The sequence below is a fragment of the Burkholderia sp. AU31624 genome (genome assembly GCF_020420065.1).
Lineage (GTDB): Bacteria > Pseudomonadota > Gammaproteobacteria > Burkholderiales > Burkholderiaceae > Burkholderia.
In genome coordinates this window covers 1,008,944-1,021,819 of the sequence record NZ_JAIZRT010000001.1, presented here as the reverse complement: position 1 = coordinate 1,021,819, position 12,876 = coordinate 1,008,944, and the positions used below count along the sequence as shown (strand labels likewise).

The following is a 12,876-nucleotide window of genomic DNA, read 5'->3' as shown; positions in this document are numbered from 1 at the left end:
TCCAGCGGCATGCTCCGCCGTGCAGTCCTGTCGGCGGCGCGTCGCGCCCTTAATCGATCCAGCTCGAGTTCTGCCCACGTCGCCGTTGATTCCATGCTGGTGTGCCGCCTGCTGTCGGTGGCGCACGCGACGTCCACCGGGAATATGCGAATGACTTCTACCACTCATGCCTACCGGAACATGCTCGCCCTGGCGGCCATATGCCTGGCCGGCGTCATGTTCCACCTGGAAATCTCCAGTGTCCCGATCATCCTGCCGACGCTCGAGGTCAAGCTCGGTGCGGATTTCGCCGATCTGCAATGGATCATGAACGCGTACACCATCGCGTGCACCACCGTCCTGATGGCCGTCGGGACGCTGGCCGACCGGTACGGCCGACGGCGCATCTTCGTCCTGAGCCTCAATATCTTCGGCGTGGCGTCGTTGATCTGCGGGCTCGCCGAAAACACCTACACGCTGATCGCGAGCCGCTTCCTGCAGGGAATCGGCGGGGGCGCGATGATGATCTGCCAGATCGCGAATCTGTCCCATCAGTTCCAGGAGGGCAAGGAGCGGAGTCAGGCCTTCGCGATGTGGGGCTTCGTATTCGGCGTGGGACTCGGCCTGGGACCGCTGATCGGGGGCGTCATCGTCACCTTGCTGAACTGGCGCTGGATCTTCCTGGTCCATGTGCCGCTCGTCGCGTTGACCCTGGTCCTGACCTACGTCGGCATCGACGAATCCCGCAATCCCCAGGCAGGCAAGCTGGATCTAGGCGGGATGGCCACGTTGTCCGCCGCCGTGTTCGGCCTGACCTACCTGATCACGCAGCGGCCCGGCCTGGGGGCGACCGGCATGAGCGGCATCGCGGCCGTGGTGATCCTGTTCATCGCGTTCATCGTGATCGAGAACCGTTCGGCGCATCCGATGTTCATGTTCTCGGTGTTCCGCATCCGGAACGTATCGGGCGCGCTGATGGGCTCCATCGCGATGAACTTCAGCTTCTGGCCGTTCAACATCTATCTGCCCATCTACTTCCGGACCGTGCTGGGGTACGACGCGGTGAATGCGGGGATGCTGCAGCTCGCCTACACGCTGCCCACGCTGTTGATTCCGCCCCTGGCGGAGCGCCTTTCGCTGCGTTACCAGGCGAGGGTGATCATTCCGGCGGGGCTGATGACGATCGGTGTGGGCTTCTTCCTGATGCTGATCGGCAATACGACGCTGCAGGCCGGTTGGGCGGCGATGGTGCCCGGCTGCATCATCGCCGGCATCGGGCTCGGTCTCACCAACACCCCGGTCACGAACGCGGTGACGGGATCGGTGCCGGCGGCACGGGCGGGCATGGCGTCGGGAATCGACATGAGCGCGCGGCTCATTACCTTCGCGGTCAACATTTCGCTGATGGGATTCATTTTGCTCGAGGGGATCCGGGCCAATCTCAGGCATGCGTTGCCGGCGTCGTTCGACGATGCGCAGGTGCTCGCCATGGCGGGGAAGGTGGCGGCGGGCAGCGGCGACGAATTGCGGCGCGCGTTTCCGGCGTTGATGTCGGCCGACGCGTCCGGGGCCATCACGCACGCCGCGCTGGTGCACGGGTTCAGCATCGTGATGCTGTATGGCGGCGTGGGCGCCGCGGTCCTCGCGGTCATCAGCCGCCTGATCTTCGGCGGCAAGCTGCAGGGGGTTCCGCAACCCGACATGTTGACCGCGGCCAAGAACTGACGGGGCAACGCGTCCGGCGGGAGGCGCTCCGCCGGTTCCGCGAGACGTCGTAGCCGAATACGCGCGGCACGATCGATCGTCCGGTGGTATTCCATCGGGAAACCGATGACCCGGGGAATCGTCGGATGACGTGCCGTCCAGGGATGAGGTCATGTGACTGATGCAATAACTTTCTATTCGAACGTCATGAATACTCCGCACTCTGTCATTCAAAAGGCGAAGCTCGCCGTGATCACGGGCGGCGCATCGGGAATCGGTTTGGCGATCGCCGCAAAACTGTCCCGCAGGGGCATGAATCTGGTTTTATTCGACAAGAACAAGGCCGCGCTGGCGGCGGCGACCGAGAAGCTGAAAAGCGAATCGAGCGAATCGGTCATTCAAGTTCTACAGGGCGATGTCACGGCATACGAGTCGAGATTCGAGTTGCTCAAGCTCGTGCGCGCGTCGGGGCCGATATCGCTGCTGGTCAACAATGCCGCCATCCTGCATCGGGCGGGGCCGTGGGGGAACGACCAGGCCTGGCACAACGTCATGGACGTCAACTTCTGGTCGGTCCTGGAGATGCAGCGTCTTTTCGTCTCCGTGATGCTCGAACAGGCGGAGAAGTCGGCGATCGTCAACGTGGGATCGAAGGAGGGCATCACGACGCCGCCCGGGAATGCGGCTTATGCCGTTTCGAAGGCCGCCGTGCGTGTTCTGACGGAGCAGTTGGCGCACGAATTGCGCGAATGCGTCGGAGAGAAGATTTCGGCGCATCTGCTGATTCCCGGCTTCACGTTCACGCCGATGAATTTCCCGGGCATGACGCCCGACACGCCGAAGCCGCAAGGCGCCTGGGAGGCGGATCAGGTGGCCGACCGGATGATCGAGGGCATGGAGAGCGGGGATTTCTACATCTTTTGCCCCGACAACGAGGTGACGTGGGAACTCGACCAGCGCCGCCTGCAATGGTCGATCGACGACATGATCAAGAATCGCCCGGCGTTGTCGCGATGGCATAACGCCTATGCCGAGCAATTCAGGAAATACATCAGCAGGATCGGATTGGATGGCGTCGGCAGTTGACGGCGTACCCGATGGCTGGCGTTGCGTGCTCGGGCTCGCGTTGCGCGGATCGGAAGCAGGTCATTCCGTTGTTTGTTCGGTTGGACGAAATGCCGGGGATTCGATGCGTGAGTCCGGCAGTCTTTCCTTGCTTGTTGGACGAAAAACACCTTACCTCACAGGAGTTTTGCTATGTCTGAAAGTATGTTCGCCATGAAACGGCCACCGATCGTGCGTCATTACGAAGTGTCCAACTCGCCGAAGATTCGGAAGTGGATGGAGGAGATGTCGGCAGAGAACGTGGTGCAGACGATCTCTGCGCTGGAGTCGTTCCCCAACCGGTTCTTCAACACGTCGCATGGCGTGGCCTCGTCCAACTGGCTGGCGGATCACTGGCGCAACATGGCGCGGCATCGTCCGGACGTGGTGGTCGAGCAATACACGCATCCGTGGCCGCAGTCGTCCGTGATCCTCACGATTCCCGGTTCGGAGCCGGAGCGCGGCACCGTGATTCTCGGCGCTCATCTCGATTCCACGGTCGGCAATCTGAAGGAGATGGAAAGCGATACGGTGGCGCCCGGCGCAGACGACGACGCTTCCGGCATCGCGAGCTTGACGGAAGCGCTGCGGGTGATGCTGGATAACGACTACAGGCCGGTGCTGACCATCAAGTTCATGGCGTATTCGGCGAATGAACTCGGCCTGTTGGGCTCCGCCATCATCGCGAAGGATTTCAAGGTGCGCGAGGTGAAGGTGGCGGGCGTGCTGCAACTGGATGTGACGAATTACGTCGGCGACGAGCACAACTTCTGCCTGGTCTACGACTTCACGGACGAAAAGCAGAATCTGTTTATCGAACGCTTGATTCGAACCTACTTCCCGGATCAGGAAATTCTGGTCGCGGAGAGCGGATTCGCTTCCTCGGATCATGCCTCGTGGCATGGCCAAGGATACCCGGCGTCATTTCCGTTCAACCCGGCCTTGGAGGATAGCCCGTATATCCATACCGTGAACGATACGCTGTCGAATTCCGATCCGACCGGAAATCATGCGTTGAAACTCGGCCGGCTGGCGCTCGTATATGCCGTTGAAATGGGCAATGGCAGCGCGATCATGACGGCATGACAAGAGGTATCGCAGGTGCTTTGCTTGGTTGCGGGCTGGTTCGTTGACGAGCCACCCGCAACATTTTTTCTCGGTGCATGCGGCGTCGAGGCGAGCGCCTCGACATGCCGGTTCGACTGTGGTCGCGTATCGCGGCGACTCGGCGCCGTGCGCTCGAATCAGCGGTTTCCGCCTCGCACGCGGGATCGGACGTGGTTTCTCTCAAATCCCATGATTCGACGTCCGGACGCCTCGATGTGAAGGCGCGGGGACATGCATCGATTTCGATTCGGAATCGATTGCGCCGATGCGTCGATTCATTCAAGCATCCGAATGATGTCGCGATGTCGTATATCCGATATACGCTCGACGTATGGCGCTGAATTCCTTCTTGCCCGGATGCAATGCCCATTCATGGCAGCAGAACGGGGGAACGCTTCGTGGTATTTCACGATAAGATTCTGCGCTGAACCCTTCATGATGAAAAGCGCGCTTACGTTCGCGTTGCGAAACGGGTCTTTGTCGTATTCTCCATTTCCAAGTGTCGTCGCTACGCTCAGGGAGTCGGCCGGTCTTCACGCGTCGTATCCGTGATTGAGCCACTCATCCGCTGCTGTCCGTTCATCACGTGGTGCGCGCGTTCGGCCCGTCGGTCGAGGTGAGCCGCGCGGCCACGCGCATGGCCGATGGGATCCGCTCGCGGGATGGCATCATGCTCATCGCTCGTTTGATTGACTCTTGCCAATGAACAATCTGAATTGGGTGCAGTCCTTCGTACAGGTTGCCGAGACGCGAAGCTTCGTCGCGACCGCGCGGCTTCAGGGCGTGTCCGCCTCCGCCGTGAGCAAGAGCGTCGCGCGTCTCGAGGAACACCTGAACGTACGGCTGTTTCATCGCAGCACCCGTAGTATCAGCCTCACGGCGGAAGGCACGCTCTTTCTTCAGCGATGCCGGCGCATTCTCGACGAACTGACGGCCGCCGAAATCGAGTTGCAGCAGTCGGTCGAGGCGCCCCGAGGCCGCTTGCGGGTCAGCCTGCCGCTGATCAGCATGCTCTCGCCGCAGTTGATCGCGGCGTTTTTGCGGCGTTATCCCGAAGTCGAACTCGAGATCGATTACTCGGATCGTCTGGTCGACGTCATCGAGGAAGGTTTCGATGCGGTGCTGCGCACCGGCTATCCCGACGACTCGCGCCTGATCTCGCGCAAGCTTGGGACGTGTCGTCGCGTGATCGTCGCCGCGCCGGCTTACCTCGACCAGCACGGCACGCCCGAGCATCCCCATGACCTCAAGGATCACAAACTGCTGCTGTACCGGTATCCGAGCAACGGAAAGATTCAGCAATGGCCGCTCGCGGACGACGTGCCGACGGATGCGTCGAGATTCCCGGTCACCATGGTGTCGAACTCCAGCACGACGCTGCTCGCGATGGCGAGCGAGGGCCTCGGCATCGCCTGCCTGCTCGATTACGAGGTCAAGGAAAGACTGGCGAGCGGTGCGTTGCGCGCGATTCTCGATTGGGATGCCGCGCCGTCGGTCGAATATCGGGTTCTCTGGCCCAGCGGTCAGCAGCCCGCGCCCAAGGTCCGTGCCTTCGTCGATTTCCTGGCGGAGCACGTTTTCCCATCGCGATAGGTGCGTGCCGTGCGAGGCCGGCGCGCGTCCTTCTCGATGATTCCCGCCCGCGATGTAAAAGGGATGCGCAGTGCAATCCGCCCATGGGGGATGACATGCGTATCGGCGTACCGAAAGAGATCAAGAGTCACGAGTACCGGATCTGAATGACGCCCGTCGCGGTGCGCGAAGCGACCGCCCGTGGACATCAGGTCGTGATTGAAACCGGGGCCGGCCAGGGGATCGGCGCGAACGACGATGCTTTTCTCGCCGCCGGTGCGCGGATCGCCGCGAATGGCGCGGACGTATTCAGTCACGCGGACCTGATCGTCAAGGCCAAGGCGCCGCAGGACAGCGAACGCGCCCACATCCGCTCGCATCACATCGTGTTCTGCTACCTGCATCTGGCTCTCGGGAACCTACAGCGTGCAGGACGGGCCGAGGTATTTCAACGGCCTGTTAGCGCTCCGCTCATCTTGACGGAAATCGGTCGCTAGTTCGCCACATCGAGGGGGGAATCAAACCTATTAGCGCGTATTCGAATTTCCTGTCAATTCAGCGGCTTTTGCTCTTCTTGAATGGCAAAATGATGCGAGCAATCATGGCAATATGTTTTGTAAGCCATTGATTTTATTGGTGTATGTCGCTCAACTTTACCGACAAACGATAGCGCGCCGGCAAGGCGTGCGTCACGCGTTCGTGTCGACCCAGAGGCGGCCCCAGCGGGACGCGTAGGCCAGCGCGTGTTCTTCCTCGAAGAAGAAATCGATTGCGTCGAACGACACGGCGCGCGGCGACGGGCCGCCGCTCGCTTTCTCGATCGTCAGGTTGGCGGCGAACAGCCCGTTCGGCAACCGGGCGGCAGCGGGGGCGACTTCGTAGCCCTTGTAGCGGATCGTACGGTTCATGGCGTGCGCGGAGAAAGTTCGGAGGTTCAGCGTACGAAAACCCGCTCGCGGCGTGAACCAATCTTTCGGCCAATGCAAATCACGCGGCGGGCCGAATTCTTATCGGTGCGGGGAAAGGGCGGCAGGGAGAGGCGTCGACATGCACGGCGCGTGGCCGCTCGTCCGAATGCGCGCCGCCCGCGCCGGCGAATGGAATCGGCCGGGCGCGGGCGGTGGAAGGCGGGAGAATTACTGGTTGGCGATCTTCAGCACGGGTGCGAGCGCATCGACCGATGCCGCGTGCGAGGCCGCGCGATGCGAGGCGAACGCGAGCGCGAACTCGGCCGCTTGCGTGCCGACCGTCTCGAGCTGCGCGACGACCTTCGGATCCGAGCAACTGTCGGCGCTGTCGAAGCGCGTTTCGAGCGTGTTCACTGTGGCGCCGAACGGTGTCGGCCAGCCGCGCAGCGCGTGCACGATCGACCGCAGCGACGTCAGCACGGTGCCGGCCGCCTGCCAGCCGTAGGCGGTGACGATCAGGCCGACCGCACGGCCGTCGAGATACGGCCGATCGTCCGCGCGCAGTTCCTCGAGTGTGTCGAGTGCGTTCTTCACGAGGCCGGAGACGCCGCCGTGATAGCCGGGCGTCGCGATGATGATCGCGTCGGCCTGGCGCACGGCGTCGATCAGTTCGCGCTGCGCGTCGGTCAGCGTTTTGTGTTCGGGCGCGTAGTGCGGCAGCGTATGCAGGAACGGGCCGTCGAACAGCCGCGTGCGCGCGCCGGCCGCTTGCGCGCCGCGCAACGCGAACGACAGTGCGCGTTCGGTCGACGACGCTGCCCGGGTGGTACCGCCAATGCCGACGACGAATGGGCGGCGGTGTTGATCGAATGCAGTCAAGGGGCGCTCCTTGGGGATGGCTTGCCCGGCTAAGCACAGGCTTAAAACCAGATGGTAACGACCCCGCCGCCACTCTGAAAACGACTTTTCGTTCTATCGATATGCCGCGCGACAGGGGCAATCGTGTGCGCGGCTGCCCAGATCGATAGCAGAAATGCTTGGTTGGGACGGCGGGCCGCGGTCGATAAGATGGGGTCGTCTCCTCCATGATGTCTCTACTGACATGGGTTGGCCCCGCCGCGCGGATGCAGGCGGGGCTTTTTTTCGTCCCGGTCAGGAAAAAGGGGCGCGATGCGTCGGGACATTGCCCGTCGCCCGTTACCTATTACTCGAACACCGGCCGGAAGAAGCTACGCTCGTAGCTGACGATGCAGCGTGTTTCCTCCGCGTAGCGGAACGCGGCCTGGCAGGCCGGATCGTCCATCGAGCGTTCGCGGTAACGCTCGTATTCGGCGAGGCTCGGGAACGAGAACATCGCGAGCGCAATGTTGTTCGCCCCTTCGGACGGCAGGAAGTAGCCGTGATGCGTGCCGCCGAACTTTTCGACGAGCGGGATCCACATCCTGCCGTAGGTTTCGAACTGATCGAGCTTGTACGGATCGATGACGTAGCGAAGGTAGCAGGTGATCATGAGCGCGCTCGGTGAGGGAAGGAACCCGCGAGTCTGGAAGGTGCCGTCGCATGTGTCAACGGCACGCGCCAACGCGTGATCTGGTCACGGGATGCATTGCTTGCGCAAACAACGATCGGCGTTCCGTCATGCGTTCGCACCGACGCACGCAGAGCCACGGCGCGCACCGTCGCAACCCTCGCTCCCGCATGCATTTCCCCAAACTTTTACGACATTTTTTCTTGCGAGGGCAGCTGGCGCGCTCATAGACTTCGGGCATCCCAACCACGGAGCAAGGCAATGTCGATACCCTGGAACGCGATCGCCGAACACACCCCCACCGCGCCGCCTTCCGTGTGCGCCGATCGGGTGATCGTGCGGCGTTTCGATCCGGCCTTCGACCGTTATGCCCAACTCACGCCGATGCTGCATCGCGCGTTCGCGCGGCTCGGCGCGATGGGACTCAACTGCACGTGCGTCGACCAGAGCGAGGACGTCACGCGCCGCCGCGCGGAAGCGGGCGAGTGCTACGTCGCCGTGTGCGGCGGGCGCGTGATCGGCACGGCCACGCTGTATGCGACCGATCCGTCGTCGGCGTGCTCGCTGTACCGGCGCGAAGGCGTCGCGAGCGTGCGGCAGGTGGCGGTGGACCCCGATTGCCAGAGCCGCGGGATCGGCGCGTTGCTGCTCGCGTTCGCCGAACAGTGGGCCGCGCTGCGCGGCTATGCGCTGCTCGCGCTCGATACGCCGCATCCCGCTTCGCACCTGCTTGCGTTCTACGGCGCGCAGGGTTTCGACGTCGTCGACGTGATGCGCTTCGACGGCAAGCGCTACGACAGCGCGATCCTCTGCAAGCGGCCCGTCGCGCAGGTGGCGCGCCGCGTGTCGCCGGCGTCGCGCATGGCCGCGCGCGTGGCGGCCGTGCGGCGTCTTGCGTATGCGTTGCCGTCGCGCGTGGTCGCCGTGGCCCGGCGCGGCCAGCACGTGCGCCGTGGCGCAGGCTGGGCGGCACGACGCGCGGCCGGTGCCGCGAGTTGCCGCTCGACGCCGTGGCGTCCGCGTCAGCATGGGCGCTATACGTTCGGCTGACCGTCGCGCGCCGGTTCGTTTTCCTGCTTTGCCGCGTAAGCGTCGGATGAGCGGAGTGTGGCGCTCCCGCTCGTGTACGGCCCTTGAGACACCCCCGCCGCGCCGCGGCGAAACGGACGTTTACGCGCTTTTTATACCCTGACGCGATCCTTTGCCGCGATCTTCACGCGAACCTTCATAAGATGGTTGCATGGAAACGGAAGCCGCACGCGAGATCGCGCGCAGGCAGCCGGCTCGCGTGACCGATGCCGGGTGCTGCTGCGCGAGGCGTGCCGGCAAAAGGAAACCGCCATGTCTCTCGCACCCGTGACAGGCCCGCGCCCCACGCAGCCGGGCCATGCGCGCACGGCCGCGCGCTCGATGTTCGATCCCGCACTCGTGCGTCCGGCTATCGCGGATTCGTTCCGGAAACTCACGCCGCGCACGCAGTTCCGCAACCCGGTGATGTTCTGCGTGTACGTCGGCAGCATCCTGACGACGATCCTGTGGATCGCCGCGCTGTTCGGCCAGGCCGAAGCCCCCGCGGGCTTCATCGTCGCGATCGCGCTGTGGCTGTGGTTCACCGTACTGTTCGCGAACTTTGCCGAGGCGCTCGCGGAAGGGCGTTCGAAGGCACAGGCCGCGTCGCTGCGTAGTGCGAAGCACAACGTGGTCGCGAAAAAGCTCGCGGCGCCGCGCGCGAAGGCGGTCGTCGAAGTGATGGCGTCGACCGACCTGCGCAAGGGCGACGTCGTGCTCGTCGAAACCGGCGACACGATCCCGGCCGACGGCGACGTGATCGAAGGCGTCGCGTCGGTCGACGAATCGGCGATTACTGGCGAATCCGCGCCGGTGATCCGCGAGGCGGGCGGCGACTTCTCGTCGGTGACGGGCGGCACGCGCGTGCTGTCCGACTGGATCGTCGTGCGCGTGGCCGTCAATCCGGGCGAGGCGTTCCTCGACCGGATGATCGCGATGGTCGAGGGCGCGAAGCGCAAGAAGACGCCGAACGAGATCGCGCTGACGATCCTGCTCGTCGCGTTGACGATCGTGATGCTGCTCGCCACCGCCACGTTGCTGCCGTTCTCGACGTTCGCGGTCGAGGCGATGAAGGTTGGCCATGTCGTGACGATCACCGCCCTGGTGGCGCTGCTCGTGTGCCTGATTCCGACGACGATCGGCGGCCTGTTGTCCGCGATCGGCGTGGCCGGGATGAGCCGGATGATGCAGGCGAACGTGATCGCGACGTCGGGCCGCGCGGTGGAAGCCGCCGGCGACGTCGACGTGCTGCTGCTCGACAAGACCGGCACGATCACGCTCGGCAACCGCCAGGCGTCGGCATTCGTACCCGCGCCGTTCGTGACCGAGGAAGCGCTGGCCGATGCCGCGCAGCTGTCGTCGCTCGCCGATGAAACACCGGAAGGCCGCAGCATCGTCGTGCTCGCGAAGCAGCGGTTCAACCTGCGCGAGCGCGACATGCAGGCGCTGCATCCGGTGTTCCTGTCGTTCAGCGCGCAGACGCGGATGAGCGGCGTCGACCTGTTCCCCACGGGGACTTCCGCCGGGGCGCCGGGGCGCGAGATCCGCAAAGGCGCGGCGGACGCGATCAAGCATTACGTCGAGTCCCACGGCGGCCACGTCACGCGCGAAGTCGAAGCCGTCGTGACCGACATCGCGCGTCGCGGCAGCACGCCGCTCGCGGTGGCGGAGCGCGTCGGCGGTGTCACCCGCGTGCTCGGCGTGATCGAGCTGAAGGACATCGTGAAGGGCGGCATCAAGGAGCGCTTCGCGGAACTGCGCAAGATGGGCATCAAGACCGTGATGGTGACGGGCGACAACCGGCTGACGGCCGCGGCGATCGCGGCGGAAGCGGGCGTCGACGACTTCCTCGCGGAAGCGACGCCGGAAACCAAGCTCGCGACGATCCGAGAGCATCAGGCCGCAGGGCGCCTCGTCGCGATGACCGGCGACGGCACCAACGACGCGCCGGCGCTCGCGCAGGCCGACGTCGCCGTGGCGATGAACACCGGCACGCAGGCGGCGAAGGAAGCCGGAAACATGGTCGACCTCGACTCGAACCCGACGAAACTGATCGAGATCGTCGAGATCGGCAAGCAGATGCTGATGACGCGCGGGTCGCTGACGACGTTCTCGATCGCGAACGACGTCGCGAAGTATTTCGCGATCATCCCGGCCGCGTTCGCGACGACGTACCCGCAACTGCGCGTGCTCGACGTGATGCATCTCGCGTCGCCGGCGTCGGCGATCCTGTCGGCGGTGATCTTCAACGCACTGATCATCGTCGCGCTGATTCCGCTGGCGCTGAAGGGCGTACGCTATCGCCCGCTCGGCGCGGCGCCGCTGCTGCGCCGGAACCTGCTGCTGTACGGCCTCGGCGGCGTGCTGCTGCCGTTCCCGTTCATCAAGCTGATCGACATGGTGCTGGTGGCATGCGGATGGGCCTGAGCATGGGCGCGTACCGTGCCGCTTGCGCAGGCGCGCATCACGCACCGGACGAAGGCGCTGCCGGATGAGCGAATCGGGCATCGTCATCGTGATCGTCGACGAAGACAGGTTCATCCGGCGATTCGTCCGTGTCGCGCTGAAGGCCGAGCACATGCATGTTTTCGAGGCCGCGACCGGCGCGGCGGGCGTGGCGGCCGTCGGCGCACGACGTCCCGACCTGATCGTCGCGGACACGAACCTGCGCGACCTTGGCGGCACCGACCTGATCCGTGCACTGCGCGCGTGCTCGGCCGCGCCGCTGATCGTGCTGTCGGCGCTGAGCGCGGAACGCGACAAGGTGGCCGCGCTCGATGCGGGGGCGGACGATTACGTGACCAAGCCGTTCGGTGCCGCCGAGCTGATCGCGCGGATGCGTGCGCACCTGCGGCGGCAAGCGGGCGGCGGGCGCATCGATGCGGTATGCGTGCGCTTCGGCGACGTGACCGTCGATCTCGGCGATCGCCAGGTGCTGCGCGGCGGGGCGCGCGTGCATCTGAGCCCGATCGAATTCCGGCTGCTGGCCGCGCTCGCGCATCACGCGGGCCGGCTGCTGACGCACGACCGCCTGCTGAGCGAGGTGTGGGGCGCGGCGCACGGCAAGGATGCGCACGACCTGCGTGTGTATGTCGGCCATCTGCGGCGCAAGCTGGAATGCGACTCGCGGCGGCCCGCGTACATCGTCACGGAGACGGGCGCCGGCTACCGGCTCGACGGCGCGCGGTAGCGCCGCGCTCAGGGGTTCGCGGCCGTCCGCAGCGCGTCGCTCGCCGCGCCGTTCGAACGACGCAACTGCGCATCGAATTGCTGCACGCGCAGCGCGACTCGCTGCGCATAGCGCTTCGTGCCGCCGTTGTAGCGCACGAGCGCGGTTTCGACGTCGCCGTCCGCATCGTCGAGATAGCCGCGGAGGATCGCGGCGCCGATCCGCACGTTGGTGGCCGGATCGGAGAGATCCTTCACATGCGCGACGAGATCGCGATGGGCGGTGGGCATCACCTGCATCAACCCGCGCGCGCCGGCGACACTGACTGCGTGGCGATCGAAACCCGACTCGACCGCGATGATCGCGAGCAGCAGCGCCGGTGCAAGCCCGTAGCGATCCGATTCGGTCTGCACCGCGAGCGCGATCGTGCGCGCGTCGGCGTATGCGAGGTGAAAGCGGTTGCGCAGCGCGGTGACGATCGTGTCGAGCGTCGGGGGAAGCGAGGGTTCGGGCGTGCTGGCGGCGGTGATCGGCGCTGCGGGCGTGTCGTCGGCATGCGCGGGCCATGCGATCGACAGCGGCAGCACGATCGGGAAGAGCAGCAAAAGCCGCTTCAGCCGCAGGGCCGGGCGCACGCGTGTGCGCGGCACCGGCCGGTCATACGATGGATAGGTTTCCTGCATGTCGTCGCATCGTGGTTCCGATGCGACGACTGTACGCAGTTATGCATTGCGACC

At 64.7% G+C, this 12,876-nt stretch carries 12 protein-coding genes; 8 read left to right on the top strand and 4 right to left on the bottom strand.

Annotated features, from left to right (window positions below):
* The first annotated feature begins 93 nt into the window (after window positions 1-93).
* From LGM89_RS04720 to LGM89_RS04700, 5 genes are all read left to right on the top strand, one after another.
* The gene (locus tag LGM89_RS04720; protein ID WP_226272416.1) at window positions 94-1,704 is read left to right on the top strand and encodes an MFS transporter; all 1,611 of its coding nucleotides are present in this window, start codon (window positions 94-96) and stop codon (window positions 1,702-1,704) included.
* A 186-nt stretch (window positions 1,705-1,890) separates the two neighbouring features.
* Window positions 1,891-2,769, top strand: a complete 879-nt coding sequence (locus LGM89_RS04715) for an SDR family NAD(P)-dependent oxidoreductase (protein WP_089496257.1) — start codon at window positions 1,891-1,893, stop codon at window positions 2,767-2,769.
* Between the two features lie 171 nt (window positions 2,770-2,940).
* Window positions 2,941-3,873, top strand: coding sequence for a M28 family peptidase (locus tag LGM89_RS04710; protein ID WP_089496258.1), 933 nt, complete (start codon window positions 2,941-2,943; stop codon window positions 3,871-3,873).
* 723 nt (window positions 3,874-4,596) lie between these two features.
* Window positions 4,597-5,487 (top strand): LysR family transcriptional regulator, encoded by an 891-nt coding sequence (locus LGM89_RS04705; RefSeq protein WP_226272415.1) that lies wholly within the window; start codon window positions 4,597-4,599, stop codon window positions 5,485-5,487.
* A gap of 146 nt (window positions 5,488-5,633) precedes the next feature.
* Window positions 5,634-5,963, top strand: a complete 330-nt coding sequence (locus LGM89_RS04700; protein WP_226272414.1) for a hypothetical protein — start codon at window positions 5,634-5,636, stop codon at window positions 5,961-5,963.
* 192 nt (window positions 5,964-6,155) lie between these two features.
* Here the strand turns inward: LGM89_RS04700 and LGM89_RS04695 are convergent, their stop codons facing one another.
* The 3 genes from LGM89_RS04695 to LGM89_RS04685 all read right to left on the bottom strand — a co-directional run bounded on the left by LGM89_RS04695 (window position 6,156) and on the right by LGM89_RS04685 (window position 7,884).
* Entirely contained in the window at window positions 6,156-6,374 is a 219-nt protein-coding gene (locus LGM89_RS04695; protein WP_011354057.1) for a hypothetical protein, read from the bottom strand.
* Between the two features lie 228 nt (window positions 6,375-6,602).
* Entirely contained in the window at window positions 6,603-7,253 is a 651-nt protein-coding gene (locus LGM89_RS04690; RefSeq protein ID WP_027790596.1) for an NADPH-dependent FMN reductase, read from the bottom strand.
* Between the two features lie 325 nt (window positions 7,254-7,578).
* A complete protein-coding gene (locus LGM89_RS04685) occupies window positions 7,579-7,884 on the bottom strand; it encodes an NIPSNAP family protein (protein WP_089426751.1) in 306 nt (101 codons plus the stop codon).
* Between the two features lie 279 nt (window positions 7,885-8,163).
* Between LGM89_RS04685 and LGM89_RS04680 the strand changes: the two genes are divergently transcribed.
* The 3 genes from LGM89_RS04680 to LGM89_RS04670 all read left to right on the top strand — a co-directional run bounded on the left by LGM89_RS04680 (window position 8,164) and on the right by LGM89_RS04670 (window position 12,160).
* Window positions 8,164-8,952: a GNAT family N-acetyltransferase gene (locus tag LGM89_RS04680; RefSeq protein WP_226272413.1), complete on the top strand. Its 789-nt coding sequence runs from the start codon at window positions 8,164-8,166 to the stop codon at window positions 8,950-8,952.
* 360 nt (window positions 8,953-9,312) lie between these two features.
* Complete coding sequence (gene kdpB, locus LGM89_RS04675; RefSeq protein WP_226272476.1) at window positions 9,313-11,397, top strand: potassium-transporting ATPase subunit KdpB; 2,085 nt, start codon at window positions 9,313-9,315, stop codon at window positions 11,395-11,397.
* Between the two features lie 64 nt (window positions 11,398-11,461).
* Window positions 11,462-12,160, top strand: a complete 699-nt coding sequence (locus tag LGM89_RS04670; RefSeq protein WP_226272412.1) for a response regulator — start codon at window positions 11,462-11,464, stop codon at window positions 12,158-12,160.
* Window positions 12,161-12,168: 8 nt separating this feature from the next.
* Here the strand turns inward: LGM89_RS04670 and LGM89_RS04665 are convergent, their stop codons facing one another.
* On the bottom strand, window positions 12,169-12,822 hold the full coding sequence (locus LGM89_RS04665) for a lytic transglycosylase domain-containing protein (protein ID WP_226272411.1): 654 nt from the start codon (window positions 12,820-12,822) through the stop codon (window positions 12,169-12,171).
* Window positions 12,823-12,876: the final 54 nt, after the last annotated feature.

Bases quoted from the DNA above. Each gene is read 5' to 3' on its own strand.
- LGM89_RS04720 (WP_226272416.1), top strand. From the start codon at position 94: ATGCTGGTGTGCCGCCTGCTGTCGGTGGCGCACGCGACGTCCACCGGG.
- LGM89_RS04710 (WP_089496258.1), top strand. From the start codon at position 2,941: ATGTCTGAAAGTATGTTCGCCATGAAACGGCCACCGATCGTGCGTCAT.
- LGM89_RS04695 (WP_011354057.1), bottom strand. From the start codon at position 6,374: ATGAACCGTACGATCCGCTACAAGGGCTACGAAGTCGCCCCCGCTGCC.
- LGM89_RS04685 (WP_089426751.1), bottom strand. From the start codon at position 7,884: ATGATCACCTGCTACCTTCGCTACGTCATCGATCCGTACAAGCTCGAT.
- kdpB (WP_226272476.1), top strand. From the start codon at position 9,313: ATGTTCGATCCCGCACTCGTGCGTCCGGCTATCGCGGATTCGTTCCGG.
- LGM89_RS04705 (WP_226272415.1), top strand. From the start codon at position 4,597: ATGAACAATCTGAATTGGGTGCAGTCCTTCGTACAGGTTGCCGAGACG.
- LGM89_RS04715 (WP_089496257.1), top strand. From the start codon at position 1,891: ATGAATACTCCGCACTCTGTCATTCAAAAGGCGAAGCTCGCCGTGATC.
- LGM89_RS04700 (WP_226272414.1), top strand. From the start codon at position 5,634: ATGACGCCCGTCGCGGTGCGCGAAGCGACCGCCCGTGGACATCAGGTC.
- LGM89_RS04670 (WP_226272412.1), top strand. From the start codon at position 11,462: ATGAGCGAATCGGGCATCGTCATCGTGATCGTCGACGAAGACAGGTTC.
- LGM89_RS04680 (WP_226272413.1), top strand. From the start codon at position 8,164: ATGTCGATACCCTGGAACGCGATCGCCGAACACACCCCCACCGCGCCG.
- LGM89_RS04665 (WP_226272411.1), bottom strand. From the start codon at position 12,822: ATGCAGGAAACCTATCCATCGTATGACCGGCCGGTGCCGCGCACACGC.